Genomic DNA, 26,537 nt, shown 5'->3' with positions numbered 1-26,537 from the left:
TCTTGACGTTTTATAAATTTCCACTTGTATATAAAATATGATAATAAATTCTCAGAGCTTCTGTCTGCGCGCTTACCAGATTCAGTCTGGATTCCTGGTAGAGATGATCTGCATCCAGTAAATCCGTTAAGAGAGAAAGTTGATTTAAATATTTCGTGTTTACAATTTTATAATTCAGTTTTGCCTGTTCTACCGATTTTTCATTCACAAAAATTCGGTTGAGGGCTTCGTTGTATTTGATGTAATAAGCTTTGATTTCTGAACGAACACTATTGCGATGGTCTTGTTGAATCAGTTCCAGCTCCTTTACACGTAATTTAGCGGCAGTTATCCTGTCTTTACTTTTATAAAGAGATGAAATATCGTAGTGAAGTTTTAATCCTACAAAACCAATGGAATATGCTTGGTCTACAGGTGGAAAGAATAAATAATTAGGATAATTCAATCCATATGAACTGTAAAAACTCAAAGAAGGCATCGTATCACTTTGAAGTGTTTTTAGTCTTGTACGTTGCAATTCAATATTTTCGCCTGATTTCTGGACAATAAATGCTGAGTTTTCAGCCTTTTCAATAAGAGAGGACAGCGATTCTACTTCAGGTTTTTCAACCCCGGCAGAGTCTGTAGGAATAATGGTGATAGAATCCGGAAGATTCATGGCCACAACTAATTTCTGATTGGCAATGGCAATATCATTCTGATTTTGCTGTAAAGAAAGTTCAACATTCGAGACAATTACCTGTGCCCTGAGAACATCACTTTTCGTTACTTTTTGATTTTTATACAATGATTGAATATTTTCCAGTCTTATCTGAGCTCTTTTAAGCTGATCCGAGATAAATTTCTGTAATTCATTCAGTCTGATCAACTCTAGATATTGGCTTGCTGTATAAAAAGCCGTATTTCCAGATAAATCCATGGTATTTATTTGAGCGAGCTTTAATCGTGTGTGTTGCTCTTTCTGTAGAGATCGCTGTTTGCCGCCACTATAAATATTGAACGTGGCTTCGATTCCCAAATTAGCCGAATTGGATGACGGCTTTCTGGCTCCGGAATCTGAATGACTTAAACCATCTGTAAACAAAGTAAGATTCGAAAAGCGTTGATAAGAACTTCCTACCTGCACGTTGGGTAAAGCCGCTTTATCAATATCTTTTTGATCTTCAAGTGCAGCCTGTTCTTCATAGCGGGCAGCCTGTACGGAATTATTCTGCTTTTTTGCAAAGCGGATAACCTCTTCAAGAGAAAGGTTATATTTTTCTGTCAGGTTATCCTGAGAAAATCCAGCCACTGGAAATACTAGAGAAAAACATTGGGTTAATATAAAATAGAATCGTCTTTTTATATTAAAAAATAGAGGATAAGGTGCTGATCTTGTCATGAATTAAGATTGAATTTTTATAGGACAAAGTTCTCACAAAGCCATAGAAAAAAGTCGACAGTTTCTCTTGACTATTCGTCGGAATAGCTTCACCTAAAATCGTTGAAAAAACAGTTTTTTAATCAAATTGCTTTCTGTAATCAATAGGAGAAAGCCCCGTATTGGCCTTGAAAAATTTTCCAAAAACCGATTGATCAGAGAAATTGAGAATGTCTGTAATTTGTGATACAGAAAGTGTTTTGTTTTGAAGTAGAACTTTAGATTCAAGAATGATGGCATCATCAATCCATTTTCCGGCTGGTCTTCCTGTGTATTTTTTTATGGCTGCCGATAAAGATTTTGGCGTAAGAAAAAGCTGTTTTGCATAAAAGTCTAGCTTATGCTCCTGCATATAGTTCAGAGCCAGTAATTTCCTGAATTTTGAAAAGAGAGGGTGCTGGCCTCTTATGGAAGACTGGGTATGCGATCCAAGATGCCTGTAGTAAGAATCTATTTCATACACCAGAGCAAAAATATAATTGCGGATAAGCTCGTTTTCATGATAATCATGTCCTGATTGGCTTAATTGAATCAATTCAAAAATTCTCTTGACTTTTGAAAGGTAAGAATCTTTTAAGGGTAAAACATGAAGCCCGTTATTTCCAAAAAAATCATATTTGAAAAGAAAGAAGAGATCAGCGTACTTTTCCAGCAAAAATGATTCTTTAAAGAAGATGACATCCATGTTTAAAAGATCGCTGGTTTTGGTAAAATACCGGATGACTTCCGGTCCTAAGGTGATGACAGAAGGCCCGTGCGCGACCCAGGATGACAATCCAGCATTTAGCTTTACTGTTCCTTCTTTTATATATACAATAGCATAGCTTTCTGCACGATAAGGTTCTTCGTGATATGGTTGGTTGGTGGACTCTACAAACAGATAGTCTTTTTTACTGTACGGAACCGAAAAAAGTTTGCTGTGCGCAGAAAGTGAAAAAGTTTTCATCGGCTGTTATAGGATACATTATAACATTATTCTTTTTTCTTGCTAAATGTTCTTTAACAAAGATAAAAAAGTTTTAGTTCGGGGATTATACAATCAGTGGTAAATCTTAAGAATATTAGCTTTGAAGTTGAACGAGTTGTGTTTTAAAAATAGCAAAGACATTAAAATATTTTATATAATTTAAGTCTTTGCTATAAACAACTATAAAACTTCAAACAACTTTTTGAAATCAAAAACAGATGCTTGCGAATAACGAATATCTATTAAAAATTAGCTTTTTACATCAAAAAAATTCTTTGGAATAAAACCGGGAGAACCTGTTTTTACAACCTGATTGTAACGTTGTCGGGTCTCGATACTGTTTATTTTCTTCATTTCTTCTTCAGAAAGTTTAGCAATATTGAAATTTTCCTTTGCTCTTTCTAATGTTTTGGGGGTTGTCAGTAAGGCTGTGCCACGTTGAACAGCCCATCCCAAAAGCACCTGTGCTGAGGTTGTATTGTTCTGGTTTGCGATTTCTGTGATGATGGGATCGTCCAGTAATCCCGGTTTTATTCCATGTCCTAGAGGAGCAAAGGCCAGAAACGTAATTCCTTTTTCTTTACAATATTCCAGAAGTTCTGTTTCGGGAAGATATGGGTGAGATTCTATCTGTATGGCTGCAGGTTTGATTCTTGAAGACTCGTAGATCTCTTCGAGTTGGTCAATATTCACATCTGAAAGCCCAATCGCTTTGCATTTTCCCTTCTCAACCAATTGTTCCATTGCTTTCCATGTGTCGTATAAAGTAACGTCATAATCATATATAATGTTCCCTTCTTTATCTCGTGGGTCCTGTTCTTCTCCAGGCAGAAAAGCAAATGGAGTATGAATGAGGTATAGATCTACATAATCCAGCTGTAATCTTTTTAAACTTGCATCCAATGCTGGCTCTACACGTTCAGGACGATGATTGGTATTCCATAATTTGGTTGTAACAAAAATGTCGTTTCGGGTGATATTGTTGGCTTTTAATCCTTCTTTTAATCCTTTGCCCACTTCACTTTCGTTTCTATAACGTTCTGCGGCATCAAAGTGTCTGAATCCAGCCTCCAAGGCATATTTTACGGAAGTAATTGTCGTTTCTGGATCCGGAATCAGGGTACCTACTCCTAAAGCCGGCATATGAAGTATATTATTTTTGTAAGACATAATAAGTTCTTTTTTTTTTTTTACATTTCGTTTTCTACTGATCGAAATATCTGGGACAAATTTCTGACTAAAAGAGTAACGTTATTTAGACCAAATATCCCCAATATTCGTCGAAATAGCTTATTTTAAAATTTTGATCTGTTTAAAACGAAAAGCTTTTTTTACCTTGAAGTATTCTATAAAATTTTGTTTTTGTGGTACTTAACATGTACGGAATTCAATTTTCCATTTTATCTTTGTGAAGGAACTCCTATTTTTAAATCATCTAACTATTATTCTGTATTATGGTAAAAAGAATTGTAGCCAATATAAAGGCAGCTGACCTGTCAAAGGCAGATCTTTTTTATCAGGATATCCTTGAATTGGATGTGTTGATGGATCATGGATGGATCAAAACGCTTGGCAATAAAGAAGAAATGAGCGTACAACTTAGTTTTGCTGAGCAGGGTGGAAATTATACAGAAGTTCCTTATCTTTCTATTGAAGTGGATAATGTTGATCAAATCTATCATACAATGCAACAAGAAGGTTTTGAGATCGTTTATAAACTTACGGATGAAGAATGGGGAGTTCGAAGATTCTTTGTTAAAGATCCTTTGGGGAATTTAATCAATATTTTGCAGCATTTATAGGCATTTCGGCAGATAAAAAACAAACTTTACTTTACAATATCATGAGAGCAGATCGTATTATTCCTATTCTAAGAATATTTGACTATCAGAAAACAAAAGAATTCTATGTAGACTGGTTGGGTTTTGAAATTGTTTGGGAACATTATTTTGATGAAAATACACCCGTTTACATGGAAATAAAAAGAGAAAATATAATTTTCCACTTAAGCGAACATCATGGAGACGGAACACCGGGAACCCATGTGGCCGTTTGGGGAGAAGGTGTGCCTCAATATCATAAAGAATTGATTGATAAACAATACAAATATAACCGTCCCGGGCTTGAAAAAACATTTTATGGAGCCGTATCCTTCACCGTTATAGATCCTTTTGGAAACAAAATCACATTCGAAGAACAATTTGATGAGGTTAAACACAAAGACCTTGCTTTCTCTTCTTCTTATTAATTCAGATCATAATTGTTTTGAAATATTAAGACTAACTTTGTTACCTTAAACTTACAGATGAAACGTTCAGGAACTGCAGATTTACCGCTACACTATGGCAAAGTACCGCCATGGCTGTATGAGCGTATGTCTATTCTTGGGCTTTCCATTGTAGAAGTGATTCTGATGGATTACGGTAAAGATGAAGTACTCCGCCGTTTGGCAGATCCGTTTTGGTTTCAGAGTTTTGGTGCTGTAATGGGAATGGACTGGCATTCTTCAGGAATCACCACTTCTGTGATGGGAGCCTTGAAACGTTCTATCAATCCCCATTCAAAATCATTGGGACTTTACATTTGTGGAGGAAAAGGAAAATTTTCCAGAGAAACGCCATCGGAACTTATTAAAATTGCCGATCAGACGGGTTTAAACGGAACCGAATTGGTAAAAGCCAGTAAATTGTCCGCCAAAGTAGACAATACGGCTATTCAGGACGGTTATCAGCTCTATCTTCATAATTTTATTCTTTCAGATAATGGAAACTGGAGTGTAATTCAACAGGGAATGCACGAGTTTGATGGAACTGCACGCCGCTATCACTGGCATTCAGAAAATATAAAATCATTTGTAGAAGAACCACACACCGGAATTAATGGTGTTTCGAGAGGGAAAATACTCAACCTTACCGATGCTGAAGCTTCAGAAAACAGAAAAGGAATCTTAGATATTTCTCATACCGATTCCGCAGAAGTGATGAAAGATTTTTCAAGACTGATTCTTCCGGGACATCATGATGTAAGGGCATCTGATGTAGATTTGAAACGCTTAGGAGCTCTTTTATATGTTACCAGAGAACAGCAGCCTCAAAATTTTGAAGATCTGCTGATGCTGGAAGGCGTAGGACCAAGAACCATGCAGTCTTTGGCTTTGGTGAGTGAAATTATTCATGGGGCGCCATCCCGATTTGTTGATCCCGCAAGATTTTCCTTTGCTCATGGAGGTAAAGACGGTCATCCTTTCCCAGTACCTACTCATACTTATGACGAAAGTATCTATATTCTCAGAAAAGGAATTGAAAAATCAAAACTTGGAAATTCTGATAAACTGAATTCATTAAATAAACTTCATCAGATTGTAGCGAAGGCTGAGCAAGACTTTACTCCGGATTTTGATATACAGGAGATTATTGAAGAAGAGAGACAGAATTCATGGCAATTCGGAGGGAAAACGGTCTTTGGAGATGCCCGGAAACCAGATTCTTCACAAGGAATCCAACTATCGTTATTTTAAAGAAGGAGAACATCTTTTTCATTGTTGTATTGATCTTTAACAGCTTTACAAAAAGCATAATTGTTAAATGTTTGTTTAATTTTTCCGGTTTGCCAAAATATCTTTTGTAGAAGTGTTTTAGATGGATTGTTTCTAGGACTAATTGACTTTGTTTAGTCTTTATGGCCTTTATTCAATTTAAAATTTTATTTTTAAAGCCTTAAAAAAATTGACACCAATGACCACTACATCCTTAGAAGTCTGCTATGACTTTCCATTCTTTATGCAGGAAGAGCTTGAAGAAATATTTAATGCTCACGAAAAAACATCATTCCAGAAAGGTGATTTTATCCTGGAAGAAGGGAAAACAGCAAATGAATACTATATTCTGGACAGCGGATTGGCCCGTTCATTCGTGAATGACTTTAATGGAAATGAAGTAACCACGCATTTTTTTGTAGAAAATGAAGTCATTATTGAAGTTCTTTCCATGTTTCAGCGTGTTCCGTCTCAGGAAAATATAATCTGTATTACTGATTGCGAATGCTGGAAGCTGGATTACGATACTTTTCAGGAACTCTTTCACAAAATTCCCAACCTTAGAGAATGGGGCAGATTATGGATGTCTAAAGAACTTTTTGCCTACAAACAGAGATCTGTGGAAATGTTTACCCTTTCTGCTACCAAAAGATATCTTAATCTCCTGGAACAGAAATCTAAAGTTGTACAGTTTGCTCCGTTGAAGCAAATCGCTTCCTATCTGGGAGTTACCGATACTTCTTTGAGCCGAATCCGTAAAGAATTGGTTTCCCATCCCAAGAAAAATTAAATCTTGCCTTATGACAAGTTGATTTTCATCCTGCCTTGGTAATTTTGAATACAAGTTTAACACTAAAAATTACAAAAAAATGAAAGTCAATCAAATCTATGTAAACCTTCCGGTAAAAGACGTTCAGAGAACAAAAGATTTCTGGACAAAGTTGGGCTTTTCTATTAATGAACAGTTTTCGGACGAAAAAGCCATCTGCGTTGTGTTGAATGATACCATCTACGTGATGTTTTTGCAGGAAGAATATTTTAAGACTTTTACCAATAAGCCTGTTGCCAAAGAAAATACAAGTCAGGTAATTGTAGCGGTAGGATTGGATAGCCGCGAGGAAGTGGATAAAGTAGTGAATGCTGCTGTAGAAAACGGAGCATGGCAACATGAAGAACCTCAGGATTACGGATGGATGTATCAGAATTCTTTTTGGGATCTTGATGGACATGGCTGGAATATTACTTATGCAGATATTTCTCAAATGCCAACGGAATAATATTTTGACTAAAAAAGAAGATTAAAATTTACACAATGAGTATCAACGAAATTTATGTCAATTTACCTGTAAAAGACGTACAGAAAACAAGAGCATTCTGGGCCGCGCTAGGCTTTTCTATCAACGAGAAATTTTCAAATGATCAGGCGGTAAGTGTCATCATGAAAGAAAATCATATCTATGGAATGTTTCTGAGAGAAGATTTTTTTCAGACTTTTACCAACAGACCTTTTGCTAAAGGAGATACTACACAGGTGCTTCTTACCATAAGCCTGAATAGCCGTGAGGCAGTAGATCATATGGTAAAAACAGCTCTGGAAAACGGAGGTTCAAAATACAGTGAACCTATGGATCACGGATGGATGTATCAAAGTAGTTTTGCTGATATTGACGGACACCAGTGGGAGGTGATGTATGGAGATATTTCCCAAATGCCTTCAGAATAATTTGCGTTCATTCACTCTATTACATCTTATTCTATGAAAACACAATCAAATGATATAGAATTAATAAAAAATCAGGTAGAGAGTACATACTACGTCATTACTTTGAATATCGATGGCATTACCCACGAAGAATCAATGATTTTTCCTAATGGGGAAGCCAATTGTATGAACTGGATTCTGGGACATCTCATTTATATCCGAAATGCTTTCCTGAATATTCTTGATGAAGAATCTGTTTGGGACAGAGAGAAATTCTCTTGTTATAACAGAGACGAAATTCCTTTGAACAGGAAAGATGAGCTGATCAGTTTTGAAGAGTTAAAATCGTATTTAAAACAATCTCAAGATAAGCTTATCACGAAGCTGAGTTCTCTTGAAAGTTTTGATTCCGAAAAGATAAAAGATATCTCCACATTAAGCCTTCACGAAATATACCACAGCGGACAGTTAGGCTATCTCCGAAGAATCTTAGGAAAACCTGGAGCTATAAAATAACGTGTTATCCTTAGATTTCTCGCTTTGTCCGGAATGTCAAATATACCGTCGAAATATTGGCACTATCTTTTAGATTAGGAAAATTTTATCGAAGATAAAATCCTCGCGTCTTAAAAAAAACACATAGTCTATAAAATTCTTAGCGCCTTTGCGTTTCTCCAACCCAATAACCTTTAATTAAAACTAAAAATGGACACACCAAAATCAAAAAAAATAGAAGTCATTACTCCGGCTTACAGAATGCATTCCCAAAGCTTTATGAATGTTCTGGAAGGTATTTCGGAAGAAGATGCACTGAAAAGAATTGAAAATAAAACCAACCATATTGTATGGATGGCCGGTAATTTCGTCAATATGCGATACAGTCTGGGCTGGGTTCTGGGTTTGAAAGATGAGGACCCTTACAGCGAATTGTTTTTTCAGGGGAAAGCTTTAAATGAGACTAAAAAATATCCAAGTTTAGAAGAACTGAAGAAAAATTTTCATGAAATTTCTCCCAAAATATACCAGAGACTGCTGGAAGTTACGGATGAAGAGCTGGAAGAGATATTTGAAATAGGAATGAACATCCCTTACGTTAAAGAAACCAAGCTCAATTTTGCAGGAATGTGTATCGGACGTGAGGACTATCTCTGTGGGCAGATAGGTTTGATGCGCAAAATTTTAGACTATCCGGGAATGAAATATGACGTGGATGAAACCCTCAAATATTAACCCATGAATCCTGTAGAAAAAGGCTATAAAAAGGTAAACGGAATCCAGCTGTATTACGAGATTTACGGATTTGGAAAACCTTTGGTGCTTATTCATGGTGGCGGATCTTCGATTCTGTATGATTTTGAGGAAGTGATTGAACGTCTGCAAAGTAAATTCCGACTGATTGGAATCGATCTTCAAAATCATGGTCGTAGTGAGCACCGCGATATTCCTGAAACATTTGAACAGGATGCCCACGATGTTGCCGCTCTATTAGCCGAAATCAATATTGAGAAAGCTTCATTCTGGGGATTCAGCAATGGGGGTAATACTGTAATGCAGATTGCTCATCATTATCCGAAACGGGTAGATAAACTGGTCGTAGCTTCAGCATTTTATAAAAAGGACGGAATGATAGATGGTTTCTTTGAAGGAATGATGGAAGCCACTTTTGAATCTATGCCGGAAGCATTCAAAATCAATTTTTTAAATCTTAATCCTGACTTTTCGAAACTTGAAAATCTCTTTGATAAAGACTGCAAAAGGATGCAGACCTTCGAAGACTGGGACGATGAAGTTTTACAATCTATAAAAGCACCAGCATTATTCATCAGTGGAGATCAAGATGTCATGAAACCGGAACATACTGTGGAAATGTGGCGTTTGGTAGAAAACTCAAAACTTATGATTCTCCCTGCTACTCATGGTTCTTATATGATGGCCGATTTTGATGGAAGCATTGATGTAAATCTGATCAATTTCACTACTCAGGAAGTAGAAAAATTCCTTACCCAATAAACTCTTAAAACAGTAATCTGAAATAAAAAATATAAAGTTTGATCCATTCAATCTTTAATTATCCCATAAGAACATCTTATATAATACAATAATCTTTAATATTTAAAATTAAAAATCATGGCTAAATTAAATCCTTACCTAAATTTCGACGGAACAGCTGAAGAAGCGTTCAATTTTTACAAATCTATTTTTGGAGGTGACTTTGTAGGAGAAGTTCACAAAATGGGAAATGCACCGGGAACAGAAAGTCTTTCCGAAGAAGAAAAAAACAGAGTAATGCACATCGCTTTGCCTATAGGGAATGATTTGCTTATGGCTTCAGACATTGTTCCTGGATTTGGGCAAACTCTTACCGTAGGAAACAATAATTACGTATCTATTTTCCCGGATTCCAGAGAGGAAGCCGATAGAATTTTTAAAGGACTTTCTGAAGGTGGAAATATAGAAATGCCCATTGAAGATCAGTTCTGGGGAGACTATTTTGGAAGTTTTCAGGACAAATATGGTGTTCATTGGATGGTAAATTATAATGAAGAATACACAAAATAATCTTATATTTAACTCAATTATGAAGAGATGCCCATCTTTTGGGCAACTCTTTTACCAATCATCAAAATACTGAACTATGGAACCAATTACGATAGACATTACAATTTTAGCACCGGTAGAAAAGGTCTGGAATTACTTCAACGAGCCTAAGCATATTACAAAATGGAACTTTGCCCACGAAAGCTGGCATTGCCCTAGTTCTGAAAACGATCTTAAAGTAGGAGGAAAATTCAAAAATAAAATGGAAGCCAAAGATAAAAGCTTCGCATTCGATTTTGAAGGAATTTATGACGAAGTTGTTCCCCATGAAGTCATAAAATATCATATGGAAGATGGGCGAAAAGTAAAGGTAATTTTTGATAAGATAGACGAGAATACCACAAAAGTTACCGAAATTTTCGATCCGGAAAAACAAAATTCTGTGGAAATGCAGCGAGAAGGCTGGTATGGCATTCTTAATAATTTTCACAAGTACGTTGAGAATCATTAAAAATATTTTTTGTAGTCATGATCAATTTAGTAATCATGTCAAAGAGTCTGAATTCTATCTATGCTGTCAACTATGACCTTCAAAACGGATTTCTTTACGGAGTCATTACATTAGCAGCAAGAAGAGCCTTGGAAAAAGAAAAAATAGATTCTTTGGACAAACTGTGTGATTATTCTGAAAAAGAAATTATGCAGCTTCATGGTTTCGGAAAAAACACAATGGTGAAACTGAAAAATTATATGAAAGAACGCCAGGTTTTTTTTAAGGAATCATAAAAACATAGAATTGGAGAAAATTGTTTGGTGCCTTTGTGTTTAAATTGGGTAAACCTCTTTCAATACAAAGGTAAAGGTTCTCCTTTGCGATATATTAGCCAGAAAATAGACTACATAAATATGTTTTAGGAGGGGGGCTCCTTCAGTTTCTTATTTTCAATATTGCCAGTTTGCTGAATTATTTTAGCTTCTGGCAGAAATATTCAAACTAGAATTGGTTGTTTCTTACCAATTAAAAATCGTGAAAAATCTAATCTTAGAAAAATACGCAAAAAGTTGCTAATAATTGCGTATAATTGATCCCGCTTATCAACAGTTGGAGAATAATCCAATGTACAGATCACAATTAAAATTAAAACTTATGAATAACGATATTTTCCCATGTCTCTGGTATGACGGAGACGCTAAAGAATCCGCAGAATTTTACTGTAAAGTTTTCGGCGGTGAAATTACAGCAGACACGCCTGTTGTCATGAATGTTGACCTGTTTGGGCAACGCCTAATGTTACTGAATGGCGGCCCGCAATTCGAAAAAAATGCTTCCGTTTCTTTCATGGTGATCTGTGAAAGCGAAGAGGAAGTGCAGAAATATTGGGATCAGCTTTTAGATGGCGGAATGGCCTTGATGGAGCTGGGTTCATATTCCTGGAGTAAAAAATATGGTTGGGTTCGTGACCAATATGGGGTAACCTGGCAGCTATTTTTGGGAGAAAAAGCCAGCGATCAGAAAATTATTCCTACCATGATGTTTATTCATCAGAATAATGGAAAAGCGAAAGAAGCTATGGAGCTTTATACCCGTACTTTCCCAAACTCAAGCATTGGAAAAATATTAGAATACGGTGCCGGAAGCGAAGGACACAGCAGCCCGGAACCGGCTGAGAATGTTCAACACGCTCATTTTATCATTGATCATTACAGTATATTCTGTATGGATAATTCTTATGATCATCAGTTCGATTTCAATGAAGGAATCTCAATGGTTGTGATGACAGACGATCAGAAGCAGACAGATCATTACTGGAATACCCTTACAGCAGAGGGCGGAAGAGAAAGTATGTGTGGCTGGCTGAAAGATAAATATGGCTTTAGCTGGCAGATTGTTCCTAAAAGATTAATCCAGCTTATGAATGATTCTAACCAGGAAAAAGCCTACAAAGTAGTACAGGCTATGATGAAAATGCAGAAGATTATTATACAGGATTTGGAAGATGCTTATAACTCTTAAACCTATTTCGGCTTATTCTTTGATATGATTCATTGAAGATATTTATTCAAGATCACAGAAACGGTCACAAAATCTATGATCTGAACACCCTTTATTCATCACATAATATAAAAACATGGAACATTTATCATATCAAATCGAGATTAATGCAGAACCTGAAAAAGTATGGAGTGTACTTTGGGGAGATATTACCTATAGACAATGGACAACGGCTTTTACGGAAGGATCTTTTTATGAAGGTACGCTTGAAGAAAAGAATATCATCAAGTTTCTCGATCCTAAAAATAATGGCATGTACAGCCGTGTAGAAAAGGTAGTTCCTAATGAAGAAATAAAATTTCTGCATCTGGGTGAGATCTACGAAGGTATTGAAGTCCCTCAGAATTGGGGAGAGGCAACTGAGTCTTACTTCCTTGAAGAATATGACGAAGGAACGTTGCTGAAAGCAGAAATTAAGTCCCCAGCAGAATTTAAAGATTTCTTTGAGGAGAAATTTCCAAAAGCTCTTCTGATTATAAAACACCTTTCAGAAAACCAGCTTTAAACTTACACACAACCAAACACTATATCACGATCACAAAAATTAAAAATATGGAAACGCTGTCTTACGAAACTATCATTGATGCCCCATTACAAAAAGTATGGGACATTCTCTGGAGTCCGAAAAGCTATACTGAATGGACACAGTATTTTGGACCTCAGTCTTTTATGAAATCCGACTGGAAAGTAGGAGGTAAAACTTATTTTCTCAACCAGGAAGGAGATGGAATGGTCTCTACCATAGACAGTCTGGATGAGCCCAATCAGGTTGTTTTTAAACATTTGGGAATGATTAAAGATGGAGTAGAAGACACCCACAGCAAAGAAGTAATGGAATGGAGCGGATGCTCTGAAAAATATTTTCTGACCAATCTGGAAGGAAAAACCAAACTTCATACAGAAGTTCAAGTCGAAAAAGAATGGCAGGATCATATGGATACTGGTTTTAAAAAAGGCCTTGAATTAGTGAAAAACATGGCCGAAAATCATTTGTAAAACCTTTTATCGTAAACAAAAAATATAACCTTACAGGTCTTCAGAGCCTGTAAGGTTTCATTATAGTAAGAATCCAAAATATGAAATTATTAATAATTCCATTTGCTACCTTTATCTTAGCCTTATTGGCAACATTTCTACTTCACGGAACCCCTAATTATGTATTCTCGGGAAATCTGGGAATGTCTTTATTTATACTATTTACCGGTTTTTCTCATTTTAAATTCCAGAAAGGGATGACTATGATGATTCCTGATTATATTCCGGGAAAATTGTTCTGGGTATACTTTACCGGCTTTTTAGAAATTGCAGCTGGAATTGGGCTGATGATTCCAAAAATTCGGGAGCTTACAGCCATTTTGCTGATCATCTTTTTTATATTGGTATTTGTTGCCAATGTCAACTCATCCAAAAAAAGAATTAATATTTTTAAAGCCAATCGTAGTGGGCCGGGAATGAATTATCTCTATAATCAGAGAATTCCCATGCAACTTATCCTTATTTTATGGACCTGGTATTTTGGAATTTATCTGGACTAAAGTAAAAAGTCAGCCAATTAATGGGCTGACTTTTTTTATTTATGGATTCTTCATATAGCATGTAGAGGAAAAGAAAGCTTTTAAAAAAACGATAAATAAAAAGCCGATGAATAAAAGAAAAATTGAAATTCCGGAAAAATATTTTAAATTTATTAAAGTAAAACCAAAAGGATAGCCGTCATATCAATATGGAGGTTGTCGAAAAAATAACAATGCCACAGAAGGAGAAAGAAAATATCATCTCACAAACCGTTTCCAATTACGGAGGGAAGCTGATGTCGTATATTCGTCCTAAAGTGAAAAATGCAGAAGATGCGGAAGATATTCTGCAGGAAGTGTGGTATCAGTTCAGCAGTCTTACCAATCTTTCTGAGATTGTGAATGTAGGAGGCTGGCTGTACAGGGTAACGGCCAATAAAATTACAGACCGTTACCGGAAAAAGAAAACAGAAAATCTTGAAGATTTTGTCTACGAAGATGAAGATGGAGACTTTTCCATCAAAGATATCTTACTGATGGATGAAAGTGCAGGTCCTGAAGTGAAAATGTTTCAGGATGAGATCTGGAAGAAACTGTTTGAAGCTCTTGATGAACTTCCCGAAAAACAAAGGCTGGTCTACGTAGAAAACGAACTCAACGACAAAACCCTCCAGGAGATCGCCGATGAACAGGGAGAAAACATCAAGACCATCATCAGTAGAAAAAACTATGCTGTGAAGCATTTAAGAAACAGATTGAGAAAATTATACGAAGATTTAAAAAGTTAGTAAAAAGAAATTATGAATTATAAACACAAAAAGGGCTGGATTTTTTTATTGTTATGTCCGCCATTGATCTTCGCCGCAGTTACATGGGTAGTCATGCTGTTGTGGAATTGTCTGCTTCCTGAAATTTTAGGAGTGAAGACCATCACATTCTGGCAGGCGATGGGAATATTGGTGTTAAGCAAAATTCTTTTTGGAGGTTTCCATTTCGGAAAAGGAATGAGAGACTTTAAAGAAAGAAAAATGAGACAGAGAATGGAAGGCTGGTCGCCTGAAGAAAAAGAGAAATTTAAAGAAGTCTGGAGAAATAAATGTTCCGGCGGATTCTTTAACAGAAATAACGAATAATTTAAAGATTTTAAAGAAGTAGTAAAGTAAAATTAAAATTCATTCGTCTCTATAAAAAACAAGAAGTAGTAAAATTTAAAATTTTGAAAAAATGAAAAATTCAGCATTAAAAGGAGCTCTAGGAGCATTAGCCGTAGTTGGTGTAGCCTTAATCGCTAAAAAAGCAGTACAAAGAAAAAGATTTATCAAAGGTATTTTTGATGAATATGGAATCAAAGAAAAATCCCCTTTCGGATTAGCAGATAAAATCAGAGAAATGAATGATGAAGAATATCAGGAGCTGAAAGGAAAATTTAAAAAAGAATTCCATTCAAAATGTTGCAGAAAAGAAAATACCTGCGAAGCATAAAAAGTAAAAACTAAATTGAAATTGTTAAAAAGGGTTCCGGGAAGCAAAGCTTCCCGGAACCCTTTTTTTATCAAAGAAACCGATTTTCTTTGACCGTAAAACATATTTATGTACTAAATTTGTTTTTCTTTATTTTCTAAATAATTATTTTAACTCTCATGAAACTTAGAAACATTTCGATTGCAGCAATGTTATTTTTCTCTGCAATAGTATTTGGGCAGAAATCTCAAGATAAGCAGTATGTTTTCTTTTTGCATAATAAATTCCTGGAAGACCATTCTTTTACCGATAAGCATCCGAAATATGGAGTAGCGGAATATGAGTCTATACTTCGTCAGCTCAAAAGTGAAAATAGCGTTGTTATTTCTGAAAAGCGAAAAGCTAATACTGAGCCCTCAGTGTATGCTCTTAAAATAACAAAACAAATAGACAGTCTTATAGAAAAAGGAATTGCAGCGAATCATATTACCGTTGTAGGAACGTCTCAGGGAGGTTATATCGCTCAGTATGTATCCTTTTATGAAAAAAATTCACAGTTGAAATTTGTAATTATAGGAGCTACTTTTAAAGAGGATTCCTTAGAAAAAGATAAAAACTTCAGATTATATGGGAAAATACTTTCCATTACTGAAAAAACAGACGAAGGGCACGTACAGATGTCGCAGGAGCAACGTTTTACCAGGTCTGAAATTAAAGATTTCAAAGAAATAGAGCTTAATACAGGGCTAAACCATGGTTTTCTGTTTAGAACTCTCAATGATTGGATTGCCCCAACTAAAGATTGGATTTATCGAAAATAAGTTATAGTTGTAGCTTGCAAATAATGGAATATTCGGTTTATAAAAACCTTAGCTTCTTTGTGTTTTCTATAGATAATGTTGAGATGCCTTGCTTTGCTCGGAATGACAAAAATACCGGTGAATTATTCATATTATTTTTAGAGAAGTATAATTTTATCGGAGATAAAATCCTTGCGTCTTAAAGGAATTCAGTTTGTAAAAACCTTAGCGTCTTTGCGTTTTCCAACTAACAGTTTTATAGATAACATTGATATTCCTTCATCTTGGTTCACAATGACAGGAAAACTATTTTTTTTAACCCCTTTTTATGCCAAAACTTTTGTTATAAATATCCAACACAAAGGAAAATAAATCCTTATTTTTGTACTGCTTAATGAAAGATTACTACTATTTTCTCGGGATTTCTCAGGATGCTTCAGAAGAAGACATCAAAAAAGCGTATCGAAAGCTTTCCTTAAAATATCATCCTGATAAAAATGATAATGATGATTTCTTTGCAGACCGTTTCCGTGAAATTCAGGAAGCTTATGAAACATTGAGTGATCATGTAAGAAGAAAGGCGTACGATCAGAACTTAGAAAGTCATCAGAGAAGTTTCAGGTACAATATTCCCCCTGCAATAAAGACTTTTACGGCCAATAAAATTCATGCGAAAAAAGGAGAGGAGATCATCATAAGCTGGCAGACAAGCAATGCCGATGTAGTGAAAGTATTACCGTTCGGACTGGAAAAGCCTTACGGAGAGAGGATCTTTAAGATCACAGAATTTAAGGACGGAAAATTCCAGCTTTTGCTTCATGCAACCAACTCTCTGCTACACAAAACCGTTGTTCAGGGAATTACTATTACCGAAGTGTTTGAAAATGATACTGAAAAATTCAAAAATTCAGTAGAAGAAATGTTTAAGCCACAGCCCAGCACGCGAATTAATAAATCTGGTCAGCCCAAAATAATGATGCTGATCTGGGGAATTATTATCTTAGTGATTGCTGTATATATGCTAATCAGAAATTTCAGCTAATCTAAGCCATTTTCTTTCTTCCCGGGCATTTTTTACATCTTTTCCCTTTTTTGAATTTTTTACAGCAAGATTTCTTTTCACAGAACATCTCTTCGTTATTGAATGAGTAAGGAGCCAATGGCGGTACTTTAAATGGGACAATCATATTCATGTTGCAAATATATTAATTTAGAATAAATATAATTAATAAAATTTCATAAAATTCTTAAACCCTGATGAGTAGCGTTGGAGACAACCATTCACTGATCCATTTTGAATGGAAAACCACCCTAAATTGACAGCTGAATTTTCCATTTTCGACGCTTCAGTTTATGATCTCAATACAAGCGAAATGATCCTGTTTTTACGGGTAAGCTTTCTTAAATATTTTAATAGAATGTAAAGTTTTGTAATATTTTTAATTAATTATTAAGTGTCTTATTGTTGTTAGATGCATGATATCTTTGAATATTATTGATAAAATCAATTCAATGATTCAATAAAATACAGTAAATACTATGTAAAGCTTATTAAACACTTATTGTGTCAGTATTCACTAAATCATTTGTGAATTATCACCCGTTTTATACTCTTGTACAATCATCCAAAAAATTGTAATTTTACCCATCTTTTTACAAACAAAATCTAATAAATAAAAATGAATACAGAACAGTTTGTGAGCCGTCACATTTCCTTGAATGAAGCCGATAAGCAGGCGATGTTGGAGAAACTTGGCGTTTCTAGTATTGAAGAGTTAATTTCTCAGACCATTCCTTCTTCTATCCGTTTAGAAAAAGATCTTGAGATCTCAGCACCGCTTTCGGAGTACGAAATGTTGAATCACTCAAAAGATCTGGCATCAAAAAACACTGATTATACAAGCTATATCGGGTTCGGATACCACAATACACTTTTGCCATCGGCTATTCAGAGAAATATCTTTGAAAATCCTAGCTGGTATACTGCCTACACTCCTTATCAGGCGGAAATTGCACAGGGAAGACTAGAGGCTCTTCTTAATTTCCAGACTGTAGTATGCGACCTTACAGGTTTTGCATTAGCAAATGCATCGCTATTGGATGAGTCTACTGCTGCTGCTGAAGCAATGCATATGTTCTTCAACAACAGAACAAAAGACCAGAAAAAAGCAAATGCTAACAAATTCTTCATTTCTGACCTTGTTTTACCTCAGACTGTTTCTGTACTGAAAACCAAAGCAGAAGGATTAGAAATTGAAATCTTAGTAGGAGATCACAACACTCATGCTTTTGATGCTTCTTATTATGGAGTTTTATTACAGTATCCTGGTAAAAACGGAATTGTTCTGGATTATACTGAAAATATCGTAGAATATAAAAAACTTGACCTTCAGGTGGCTGTAGCTTGTGATCCAATGGCTTTGGTGAAGCTAAAGTCTCCGGCTGAAATGGGTGCAGACTGTGCGGTAGGTACTACTCAGAGATTTGGTATTCCATTAGGATATGGAGGTCCTCACGCAGCTTTCTTTGCTTGTAGAGAAGATTATAAAAGAGATATCCCTGGAAGAATCATCGGGGTTTCTCAGGATATGTACGGAAGACGTGCCCTGAGAATGGCTTTACAAACCAGAGAGCAGCACATCAAGAGAGAAAGAGCAACGTCTAACATCTGTACAGCACAGGTTCTTTTAGCTGTAATGGCAGGTATGTATGCTGTATATCATGGTCCAAAAGGATTAAACTATATTGCGGATCAGATCCACTTTAAAGCAAATGCTTTGAACAACGGTCTTAAAGCATTAGGGTATCAGACTGTAGAAGAGCCGATCTTCGATACTGTAAAAATCACGATGGGTGAAGATGAGAAGGGAAGATTGATGAGAATGATGCAGGATCACAGAATCAACCTTAATTACTTTACGGAAGGTGTAGTAAGTATTGCGATCAATGAAAGTACAACATTGGAGAAATTGAATGTTCTGATGGCTTCTTTTGCTCAGTTTAAAGATAAGCAGACTTTCAAATTAGAGATCAAAGAAGGATACTCTATTCCAGAAGAAAATCTTAGAAAAGACGAAATTCTTACGGAATCAGTATTCAACAAATATCATACGGAAACAGAATTGATGCGTTACATCAAGCGTCTTGAGAGAAAAGATTTATCGTTGACACATTCAATGATTTCTTTAGGATCTTGTACGATGAAACTGAACGCTGCGACTCAAATGTTACCGCTTTCATGGGAAAACTGGGGAGCTGTTCACCCATTTGTACCGGTTAACCAAGCTGAAGGATATCAGCAAATGATCCGTGAGCTGGAGAAAGATTTAGCAGAAATTACAGGTTTTGCAGGAACTTCTCTTCAACCCAACTCAGGAGCTCAGGGAGAGTATGCAGGATTAATGGTGATCAGACAGTATCACATTTCAAGAGGAGACGATCACAGAAATGTAGTGTTGATCCCTCAGTCTGCTCACGGAACGAACCCGGCTTCTGCAGCAATGGCAGGAATGAAAATCGTAGTGGTGAAAAACCTTGAAAACGGTGAAATCGACTTCGAAGATCTAAAAGCTAAAACAGAGCAGCATTCAGCAAACTTATCTGCTGTAATGATCACTTATCCGTCTACTTACGGATTCTTTGATGCTAATATTAAAGAAATTACCAACCTGATCCACGAACACGGAGGACAGGTATATATGGATGGTGCGAACATGAACGCTCAGGTAGGATTTACAAGTCCTGGAAATATTGGAGCAGACGTTTGTCACTTAAACCTTCACAAAACTTTCGCCATTCCTCACGGAGGAGGAGGTCCTGGAGTAGGTCCAATCTGTGTTGCTAAGCACTTGGTACCATTCCTTCCTTCTAATGCTAATATCAGAATCGGATCTAAAGATGCGATCGACGGTATTTCTGCAGCACCATACGGTTCAGGATTGATCCTAAACATTTCTTATTCTTATATTAAAATGTTAGGAACTGAAGGTCTTAAAAAGGCTACAGGTCACGCTATCATGAATGCTAACTATTTGAAAGAATTATTAGCAGAGCATTTCCCAATCTTATATTCAAATGAGAATGGAAGAGTAGCTCACGAATGTATCGTAGACTTCCGTCAGTTCAAATCTTTAGGAATTGAAGTGGCTGATGTAGCGAAGAGATTGATGGACTATGGTTTCCATGCTCCAACGGTTTCTTTCCCTGTTGCAGGTACCTTGATGATTGAGCCTACGGAATCTGAAAGCAAGTCTGAAATTGATCGTTTTGCAGAAGCATTGATCTCTATTAAAAAAGAGATTGACGAAATTGCTAATGGTGAAGCAGATGCTGCTAACAACGTATTGAAAAATGCTCCTCACACAGAACAGTTGGTGATCTCTGATTCTTGGGATAAACCATACAGCAGAGAAAAGGCAGCTTATCCGCTAGAGTGGGTAAGAGACCACAAATTCTTCGCTTCTGTATCGAGAGTAGATGAAGCTTACGGAGACAGAAACTTAGTATGTACTTGTGAGCCTATTGAAGCTTACATGTAATCTCAGTTTTTTAACTATAAAAAATCCCTTTCAGTAATGAGAGGGATTTTTGTTTTCCAAGGTGTCGCAAAGTGATCGATTTTGTAAAGCGGAGTGATTTTATATTTTACAAAGCAGCATATGGTATATATCTTCCGGAGGAAGGTTTTTTTCTTTTGGAAGGTCTTATTATTCTCATGGAGGTTGTTAAAAATCTTCCTGTTACTGGTATCTTCTAAACGGCATCTTCTTGTTTTCTAATGGTTGTCTGGAAATATCCTTTTGCAATAGTGTTTATTCTAAATGAATTTTCCAGGTATCTGTTTGATGTGGAAAGAAGTCTTTTTTAGGATAAACGGGGCTTTTTAAATGGTAATCCTTTTACCTGTAGAAATTGCGGACTGGTGGCTCCAAAAACAGATTTGATGTATTTTTTAACATCTTTTGCGGTTTCGAAAATTCCGTTTTCACCGGTATATAAGGTCTGATTTCTTTTGATTCTGGAAGTGCTGACGGCTGTATAGGCGGTTGCTACTGCGGTATTCTTTTCCTGCAGATCGATAATTTTCCTGTTGAGGGTGGTAATTTTTAAATCGTCTTCATTGGGCGAGTAGCTTGGTTCTGCTTCCAGTACGTTTTTGAGGCCTACGAGATGTTGTATCTGCTGGTCGTAAGATTGCTGGCTGGTGGAGATTGTTTTGGCGGTCTCTTTATCGGAAGTATCTGTTGCTTTTGGGGTTTTTGCTTTTTTACCTTGTATTTTTCTGTTGTAGGCTTTGGCGTCATTGATGATTCCCGGAGTGGCATCGGTAGCCTGTATTGCATTAATGAGACGGGTAGAGAGGGATTTTAAATTGATGAAGGCATTTAGTCTTTCATTGATTTTAGTATTGTAGATGGTGTTTTTTGCGAGTACTTCTTGTAAGGTACTGTCGGCGGAAGCTTTTAGTTCCTGTAATGCGGGGAGCTGAAGGCTTGGTTTTGAGGGGTTGTAAGCGTTGGAATAGCTTTTTACGAATTCTATTAAAGTCTGGAAGTGGGCTACATTTCGTGCGTGGCCTGTTTCATGTAGTGATGCCATAATTCATTTGTGTTTTTTAATTGTCTGTAACAAATTTATATTTTTTTTTGAATGGGAATGGATTTATATTGATTTTTTTATACCTGAAAAATAGGGTTGAATTGGGGAGGTTTTCAAATTCGGGAGATCTTGGATTGTTGGTCCATGTAAAGTTTCTGATGGATATAGCAGATCCCTTTCATGACTCATGAAAGGGATCTGTTTTTAATTGTTGGTTTTTAATCTTTGAATTTATCTCCAATAATTGTTGGCAGCGGCAATGGTTGCAAATTCTGTAGCTACGGTTTGTCCGATAGCGATCAACATAGATGCGTCGTCTGCATACACCGGACGTAGCTTTTCGCGAATGGCAGCATCGGGCTGTGTTACTTTAATAATCAGTCTGGCCATTTTTACGGCGAGTTGTCTTCCTTCTTCAGGGGTTTTTGTGATTAGGGAATTGTTCGGGATTAATTGAATAGGTTCACTCATTGTATTTGTTTTTTATGATAGTTTATTGACGTTCTTTTACAGAGATCGGATAGGCTTTTGAACGATCCTCAAGCATTGGATCAGCAATTTCAATGCCTTCTGTGATATGATTCGGAATAAAAGAAAGCTTTTTGTCACCTTCTACACTATTGTCTCCTAATGTTTTGATGGTGATTGTTCCCAAAAGAACCCTTTTTCTGCTGTCGCTCCACGCAATGGACGGATTGCTGATATCATCGCCTTGTTCGGCAATTTGTGCATATAGTTTGAATTGAACCGGCTTTGTGGCAATATGTTTTTTAATTTCTTCTGATAAATAATCATCGCTTGATTTCGATAATTCTTCTTTTGTTAAAAAGTGCTCGCCTTCTACGGGGATAAACTGATACCTGATAAATGTTGATTTCCCTTTCTGATTGATAAACTTAAAGGAGTTTACGCCATAATACGATAGGGTTGCAAAGCTTGTAGTAGCAGGTTTTTGTGATGTTAAAAAAGTTTTTGCAATAGGATGTGTTACAAAAAACTGTTCCAGAGCTGTTGGGTGGGCAGCATCAGGTCCGCTTGAAGAGATGGCTTGTAATAGCTGTCTGAACTCATCTGTTGTGGCTACCGGAAAACCGTTGTAACTGTGGGCTACAATATCAGTGGTTTGTCCGTTTTCTATATTGAATTTAATGGCCAGTCCTCTTGGATTTGATAAAGGATTGGTATCTGAAATGCTTGGAATTCCCGTAAAATCTGAAAAACGAACCGTAACGGGGGTGGATTTATTTTGGAAATGAATAGCTTTGGTGATTTTCTTAGCTTCAGGTCCCGGAGTAAATATTCCCTGTAAAATAATTCCTTTTGCGTGTACAGCTCTTGCATTGTCATGTTTTCCAAAAGTGCCGTGTAGCGCATCTACCATTTGCTGTGGAGTAGAAGTTGTTTGAGCCTGCATTTCTGTGGCTGTTAAAATAGTGGCTGCAAAAACAAGCGTTTTGATGTTTATACTTAAGTACTGATTCATATTTGTTTATTTTATGCCACAAAAGTAGAAGTGAATGTTTTTGATATGAGTATCAAAAGTCACTGATCAATAACTTTATTTTTCTATTATTTTGTACTAGCTTTTTATCCAGTTCAATTTTTTTCATCAGTCTTGAAATGACTTCCCTTGTTGTTCCCAAATCGTCAGCAATGCTTTGATGAGATATGGCAAGCTCGTGAGTGTTGGAAACCTTTGCTTTTGTCTGTAAATAACTCCAAAGTCTGTCTTCAAGTTTATAGCAGACGATCTGTTTGGTGGTATGAAGCAAATCATTATAATGTTTCTGAAATTCATTAATGATAAGGTTGTTGAATGACGGATAGCGAATGAGCCATTCTTTGGCTTTGTCAATAGGAATAAGCAGAATAGAAGATTTTCCTTCCGAAATAGCTGAAAAGTCAATAGGGTTTTGATTGAAAAGGTGTACAAAGCTAAAGATGCAGGAAGATCCCTGTTGAATAAAATACAGCAAAAACTGCATACCATCTTCTTCACTGTACGCTTTTACATTGCCTTCTAAAACAATAGGGAGATAACGGATCAATTGTCCCTGTTTTACGATAAAATCATTGTTGGGGAATTCTTTTATTATTCCGAATTTTTCGATTTCCGAGATAAGTTCCTTGCCAAAATTGGGCAGACATTTTTCAAGAATATTGGTGTTGTTCATAGATCGGAGCAAAGTTTATAATGTTGAATATAGCAAATCCCACTCAATATTGAGTGGGATTTGTGTTTTTTATTGTTTTTAGAACTATCATTTTAAGTAAGGTACATTCATGTCAAAAGACCTTTTATTTTTTTAATCAGTTTTGTATAATACTCATCGTGGAAGATTATTGAAAATTGGTTCCGGAAGCGTTTAGTAAGTTTACAATTGATATGTCGTTTATGGCAAATTCAAAGAGTTCTTCATTATAATCGTTGATTTCATTTAAATGATTATCTATATCATTGAATATTTCAGCTATGATGTTTTGATTAGACTGATAATATGAAAAGTACAACTTTATAATTCCTAATGCATTGTTTAGAAGATCCTGTTTTGTAATGTTTAATTTGGGAAAAAAATCTGCTATATTATCATAAAAGTAATCAATAATATTAAATATTCTTACAATAGGATGGGGGTGAGAATATTTTTTTGTATAAAAATCTATTTTATTCAAATTCAGTTTTGAAGTTTCAAGCCTGAAATAAAAAAAAGTTTTTGTTATAAAAATACTGCCTAAACCGGTATATAGCATACATTTGAATATGTTATCATCATTAATTTTATGTTTTCTTTTCATTTCAAAAATATATTTCATCACTTCAAATGAAGCGGTTCTGTCTGCATCAAATTCCCATACATGTTTTTTTATTTCAAATGTAGACTGATCTAAATTTTCGTTTCTGTAATTGTCAACAGATATTTTTGAACTATTAAATTGAAGAATATGTCTAAGCTCATGGCTGAAAGTAAACTGTATTGAGCAGTTAAGCATAAATTTATTAAGTTCGAAATTTTCAAGATTGTATAAATTGCCATATGCGTCTAAAAGTTGTTGATCACTTATTAATCCAATTGATAATATATGCATAATGTTCTTCTGATTAAATATGTTACGCATCTGAACAACATATCCAGTTGTAATACCTATTATATTATACCCCTTTACAGTTTTTGCGAAAGCATTGCAGTAAGAATTATTTTTAATAACAAAATGGCAATCTTTTAATTTAAACTGATTAGCTTTTTCAGTAAATAACTCATTAAATCTATATTCAAAGTATTTATAGTTCTCTACAATATCTGGATCGAGTCCTTCATAGTCAAATGCATCTGTAATAATTTGATATTTTACAAGTTTATCAAGTTCTTCTCTGTTCATTCTTATGTTATTTTTAATATTGTACGGTTAATAGTTGCAAAAATATGTTTTGTTAAAATTAAATATCTGTGATTTCTAAAGTGAGATATTTTGTAAGGGGAAGGGGTAGTATTTTTTTACCTGCTTTTAAATGGGGAAATTATAAGAAAGCCATATCATAAAGCCAATGGTGCTTACTAGAGAAATTAGAGATCCATAAAAAAGACCAAAACCCAAATTTTTGAAGGATAAAAGTTTTTCAGATTTTAAAAAGTAAAGCAAAGCACCTACCAGAAGACAGGCTATAAAAATCCCAATAATGATTTCAAAACCGTCTAACAATTGTAAAGAAACGATTAAAGAGAAGTGTATTGTAATGGTGATGATAAGAAAGATATATTTCATGGGTATATTATTATTCGAATAGATGATATTTCTCGGTATAGTTTTCCTTTTCCTTAAAATGTCCTGTTTTTTTATCATAAAGAAAAATATATTCTACAGGAATTTTTTTGAAAGGATGATCAACGGAATAATTGACTTCTTTACCGTTAATGGTTTCAGAGTCATACCAGTCTCCTTGTGGCGTTAATCCCTGAATCAGTACTGTTTTTCCTGAAAATGCAACGTCGTTGAATCCATCATTATTGAAGTCTTTAATGGTTAATTTTAACTCGTTAGGCTCGTAAACTTTGTTGTCTTGATGAGCATCATATGTTTTGATTTTTCCTTCATAAACATTCTCCATAGAATCTGCTGTCATCTTATAAATATCATGTCCCCCATTTCCCTTTCCTGTAGATGATACTGTCAATAAAAAAGGGTTTTGTTGTGGGAAGATATGGACAAGCTCGAATCTTTGTGCATATAACTTTTTTACAAGCTTTCCCTCCTTTGTTAATATTATCTGGAATTTCCAAGGATATTCAGCTGTTGGGCCTGTTATCCAATCATATTCTATGAGATAGAAATCCTGATCTGAACCATTTATTTTTATTTTTTTAAAGAATGTGATTTTTTCGCTTTTCTGCTGATCCAGACTTTCAGTAATAGAAAGATCAAATGTCTGCCGAAGATTCGTAATAAACTTCGCTGAGTCTTTAATTACCGGGTAATCGGATAGATATTCAGATTGTAAAACGTTCTTGGTATTTGATTCTTCCTTTTCGGTGATGTGATTTTTGTCGGTATACTGATGTTTATGACCACAGTTAATGAGAAACAAGAAAAGAATAAATAATGGAAGTGGTTTTTTCATAGAATGGCTGAGGGTAAAAGTTTTTTGAAATGTATTATATTTTTATGAATTTCCCATGAATTGTATACATAAATTCATGAAATTAAGTATAGAAATAAAGAAACTAGAGTATAAAATACAAAACCATCTCTCGGTTTGAAAGATGGTTCTTGAAATATTGTATTGTTTGCTTTATCTTCTCTTATAGCTGTAAGCAATCAGAATGGCTACACCCATAGTAAGTACAGTGATCATTGAAATGGTTTCAATGGAAATTCCACTTTTCATCTGTGTGTTTTCTTTTTCACAAGAATAAAAGGATAATACTGTCAATAATAGACAGCCGAAGAGTAAT

General features: G+C 35.4%; 33 protein-coding genes. 22 read left to right on the top strand and 11 right to left on the bottom strand.

Annotated features, from left to right (window positions below; all coding sequences use genetic code 11):
- Positions 1–10: 10 nt before the first annotated feature.
- The 3 genes from ACL9RH_RS08900 to ACL9RH_RS08890 all read right to left on the bottom strand — a co-directional run bounded on the left by ACL9RH_RS08900 (position 11) and on the right by ACL9RH_RS08890 (position 3,557).
- Positions 11–1,381, bottom strand: coding sequence for a TolC family protein (locus ACL9RH_RS08900; protein WP_422693007.1), 1,371 nt, complete (start codon positions 1,379–1,381; stop codon positions 11–13).
- Between the two features lie 118 nt (positions 1,382–1,499).
- Complete coding sequence (locus ACL9RH_RS08895; RefSeq protein WP_422693006.1) at positions 1,500–2,366, bottom strand: helix-turn-helix domain-containing protein; 867 nt, start codon at positions 2,364–2,366, stop codon at positions 1,500–1,502.
- Positions 2,367–2,636: 270 nt separating this feature from the next.
- Positions 2,637–3,557 (bottom strand): aldo/keto reductase, encoded by a 921-nt coding sequence (locus ACL9RH_RS08890; protein WP_422693005.1) that lies wholly within the window; start codon positions 3,555–3,557, stop codon positions 2,637–2,639.
- 284 nt (positions 3,558–3,841) lie between these two features.
- Between ACL9RH_RS08890 and ACL9RH_RS08885 the strand changes: the two genes are divergently transcribed.
- The 21 genes from ACL9RH_RS08885 to ACL9RH_RS08785 all read left to right on the top strand — a co-directional run bounded on the left by ACL9RH_RS08885 (position 3,842) and on the right by ACL9RH_RS08785 (position 17,032).
- Positions 3,842–4,189, top strand: a complete 348-nt coding sequence (locus ACL9RH_RS08885) for a VOC family protein (protein ID WP_422693004.1) — start codon at positions 3,842–3,844, stop codon at positions 4,187–4,189.
- A 41-nt stretch (positions 4,190–4,230) separates the two neighbouring features.
- The gene (locus tag ACL9RH_RS08880; protein WP_422693003.1) at positions 4,231–4,635 is read left to right on the top strand and encodes a glyoxalase superfamily protein; all 405 of its coding nucleotides are present in this window, start codon (positions 4,231–4,233) and stop codon (positions 4,633–4,635) included.
- Between the two features lie 57 nt (positions 4,636–4,692).
- The gene (locus ACL9RH_RS08875) at positions 4,693–5,904 is read left to right on the top strand and encodes a DUF763 domain-containing protein (RefSeq protein WP_422693002.1); all 1,212 of its coding nucleotides are present in this window, start codon (positions 4,693–4,695) and stop codon (positions 5,902–5,904) included.
- 217 nt (positions 5,905–6,121) lie between these two features.
- Positions 6,122–6,712, top strand: coding sequence for a Crp/Fnr family transcriptional regulator (locus ACL9RH_RS08870; protein ID WP_422693001.1), 591 nt, complete (start codon positions 6,122–6,124; stop codon positions 6,710–6,712).
- 79 nt (positions 6,713–6,791) lie between these two features.
- Entirely contained in the window at positions 6,792–7,199 is a 408-nt protein-coding gene (locus ACL9RH_RS08865) for a VOC family protein (protein ID WP_422693000.1), read from the top strand.
- A gap of 35 nt (positions 7,200–7,234) precedes the next feature.
- Positions 7,235–7,645, top strand: coding sequence for a VOC family protein (locus ACL9RH_RS08860; RefSeq protein WP_422692999.1), 411 nt, complete (start codon positions 7,235–7,237; stop codon positions 7,643–7,645).
- Between the two features lie 33 nt (positions 7,646–7,678).
- Positions 7,679–8,140: a hypothetical protein gene (locus tag ACL9RH_RS08855; protein WP_422692998.1), complete on the top strand. Its 462-nt coding sequence runs from the start codon at positions 7,679–7,681 to the stop codon at positions 8,138–8,140.
- A 189-nt stretch (positions 8,141–8,329) separates the two neighbouring features.
- Complete coding sequence (locus ACL9RH_RS08850; protein WP_422692997.1) at positions 8,330–8,854, top strand: DinB family protein; 525 nt, start codon at positions 8,330–8,332, stop codon at positions 8,852–8,854.
- A gap of 3 nt (positions 8,855–8,857) precedes the next feature.
- Complete coding sequence (locus ACL9RH_RS08845; RefSeq protein WP_422692996.1) at positions 8,858–9,634, top strand: alpha/beta fold hydrolase; 777 nt, start codon at positions 8,858–8,860, stop codon at positions 9,632–9,634.
- A 117-nt stretch (positions 9,635–9,751) separates the two neighbouring features.
- Positions 9,752–10,183 (top strand): VOC family protein, encoded by a 432-nt coding sequence (locus ACL9RH_RS08840; RefSeq protein WP_422692995.1) that lies wholly within the window; start codon positions 9,752–9,754, stop codon positions 10,181–10,183.
- Between the two features lie 76 nt (positions 10,184–10,259).
- The gene (locus tag ACL9RH_RS08835; protein WP_422692994.1) at positions 10,260–10,673 is read left to right on the top strand and encodes an SRPBCC family protein; all 414 of its coding nucleotides are present in this window, start codon (positions 10,260–10,262) and stop codon (positions 10,671–10,673) included.
- Between the two features lie 17 nt (positions 10,674–10,690).
- Entirely contained in the window at positions 10,691–10,948 is a 258-nt protein-coding gene (locus tag ACL9RH_RS08830; protein ID WP_422692993.1) for a hypothetical protein, read from the top strand.
- A gap of 361 nt (positions 10,949–11,309) precedes the next feature.
- The gene (locus tag ACL9RH_RS08825) at positions 11,310–12,176 is read left to right on the top strand and encodes a VOC family protein (RefSeq protein ID WP_422692992.1); all 867 of its coding nucleotides are present in this window, start codon (positions 11,310–11,312) and stop codon (positions 12,174–12,176) included.
- Positions 12,177–12,291: 115 nt separating this feature from the next.
- Positions 12,292–12,720, top strand: coding sequence for an SRPBCC domain-containing protein (locus ACL9RH_RS08820; protein ID WP_422692991.1), 429 nt, complete (start codon positions 12,292–12,294; stop codon positions 12,718–12,720).
- A gap of 47 nt (positions 12,721–12,767) precedes the next feature.
- Entirely contained in the window at positions 12,768–13,211 is a 444-nt protein-coding gene (locus ACL9RH_RS08815; protein ID WP_422692990.1) for an SRPBCC family protein, read from the top strand.
- An 80-nt stretch (positions 13,212–13,291) separates the two neighbouring features.
- Complete coding sequence (locus tag ACL9RH_RS08810) at positions 13,292–13,750, top strand: DoxX family protein (protein ID WP_422692989.1); 459 nt, start codon at positions 13,292–13,294, stop codon at positions 13,748–13,750.
- Between the two features lie 212 nt (positions 13,751–13,962).
- On the top strand, positions 13,963–14,517 hold the full coding sequence (locus ACL9RH_RS08805; RefSeq protein WP_422692988.1) for an RNA polymerase sigma factor: 555 nt from the start codon (positions 13,963–13,965) through the stop codon (positions 14,515–14,517).
- A gap of 12 nt (positions 14,518–14,529) precedes the next feature.
- Complete coding sequence (locus ACL9RH_RS08800; RefSeq protein ID WP_422692987.1) at positions 14,530–14,862, top strand: hypothetical protein; 333 nt, start codon at positions 14,530–14,532, stop codon at positions 14,860–14,862.
- A 91-nt stretch (positions 14,863–14,953) separates the two neighbouring features.
- A complete protein-coding gene (locus tag ACL9RH_RS08795; RefSeq protein ID WP_422692986.1) occupies positions 14,954–15,211 on the top strand; it encodes a hypothetical protein in 258 nt (85 codons plus the stop codon).
- A gap of 158 nt (positions 15,212–15,369) precedes the next feature.
- Positions 15,370–16,011 carry an alpha/beta hydrolase gene (locus ACL9RH_RS08790; protein ID WP_422692985.1) on the top strand — a complete coding sequence of 214 codons (642 nt, stop codon included), beginning with the start codon at positions 15,370–15,372 and terminating at the stop codon, positions 16,009–16,011.
- A gap of 373 nt (positions 16,012–16,384) precedes the next feature.
- Positions 16,385–17,032 carry a J domain-containing protein gene (locus ACL9RH_RS08785; protein ID WP_422692984.1) on the top strand — a complete coding sequence of 216 codons (648 nt, stop codon included), beginning with the start codon at positions 16,385–16,387 and terminating at the stop codon, positions 17,030–17,032.
- A 1-nt stretch (position 17,033) separates the two neighbouring features.
- Here ACL9RH_RS08785 and ACL9RH_RS08780 read toward each other — a convergent pair whose 3' ends face one another.
- Positions 17,034–17,183, bottom strand: coding sequence for a hypothetical protein (locus ACL9RH_RS08780; protein ID WP_164723264.1), 150 nt, complete (start codon positions 17,181–17,183; stop codon positions 17,034–17,036).
- 486 nt (positions 17,184–17,669) lie between these two features.
- Between ACL9RH_RS08780 and gcvP the strand changes: the two genes are divergently transcribed.
- Positions 17,670–20,528: an aminomethyl-transferring glycine dehydrogenase gene (gcvP, locus tag ACL9RH_RS08775; RefSeq protein ID WP_422692983.1), complete on the top strand. Its 2,859-nt coding sequence runs from the start codon at positions 17,670–17,672 to the stop codon at positions 20,526–20,528.
- A 325-nt stretch (positions 20,529–20,853) separates the two neighbouring features.
- Here the strand turns inward: gcvP and ACL9RH_RS08770 are convergent, their stop codons facing one another.
- The 7 genes from ACL9RH_RS08770 to ACL9RH_RS08740 all read right to left on the bottom strand — a co-directional run bounded on the left by ACL9RH_RS08770 (position 20,854) and on the right by ACL9RH_RS08740 (position 26,203).
- Positions 20,854–21,588, bottom strand: coding sequence for a hypothetical protein (locus ACL9RH_RS08770; RefSeq protein ID WP_422692982.1), 735 nt, complete (start codon positions 21,586–21,588; stop codon positions 20,854–20,856).
- Between the two features lie 231 nt (positions 21,589–21,819).
- Positions 21,820–22,059, bottom strand: a complete 240-nt coding sequence (locus tag ACL9RH_RS08765; RefSeq protein ID WP_422692981.1) for a hexameric tyrosine-coordinated heme protein — start codon at positions 22,057–22,059, stop codon at positions 21,820–21,822.
- 22 nt (positions 22,060–22,081) lie between these two features.
- Positions 22,082–23,071 (bottom strand): catalase family peroxidase, encoded by a 990-nt coding sequence (locus ACL9RH_RS08760; protein WP_422692980.1) that lies wholly within the window; start codon positions 23,069–23,071, stop codon positions 22,082–22,084.
- Positions 23,072–23,123: 52 nt separating this feature from the next.
- Positions 23,124–23,762: a Crp/Fnr family transcriptional regulator gene (locus ACL9RH_RS08755; protein ID WP_422692979.1), complete on the bottom strand. Its 639-nt coding sequence runs from the start codon at positions 23,760–23,762 to the stop codon at positions 23,124–23,126.
- Between the two features lie 166 nt (positions 23,763–23,928).
- Positions 23,929–24,966 (bottom strand): hypothetical protein, encoded by a 1,038-nt coding sequence (locus ACL9RH_RS08750; protein WP_422692978.1) that lies wholly within the window; start codon positions 24,964–24,966, stop codon positions 23,929–23,931.
- Between the two features lie 126 nt (positions 24,967–25,092).
- Positions 25,093–25,350, bottom strand: coding sequence for a hypothetical protein (locus ACL9RH_RS08745; RefSeq protein WP_422692977.1), 258 nt, complete (start codon positions 25,348–25,350; stop codon positions 25,093–25,095).
- 10 nt (positions 25,351–25,360) lie between these two features.
- The gene (locus ACL9RH_RS08740) at positions 25,361–26,203 is read right to left on the bottom strand and encodes a hypothetical protein (RefSeq protein ID WP_422692976.1); all 843 of its coding nucleotides are present in this window, start codon (positions 26,201–26,203) and stop codon (positions 25,361–25,363) included.
- Positions 26,204–26,537: the final 334 nt, after the last annotated feature.

The organism is Chryseobacterium sp. Mn2064 (assembly GCF_049319685.1).
Classification (GTDB): Bacteria; Bacteroidota; Bacteroidia; order Flavobacteriales; family Weeksellaceae; genus Chryseobacterium.
This window is presented reverse-complemented; position numbering and strand designations above follow the sequence as displayed.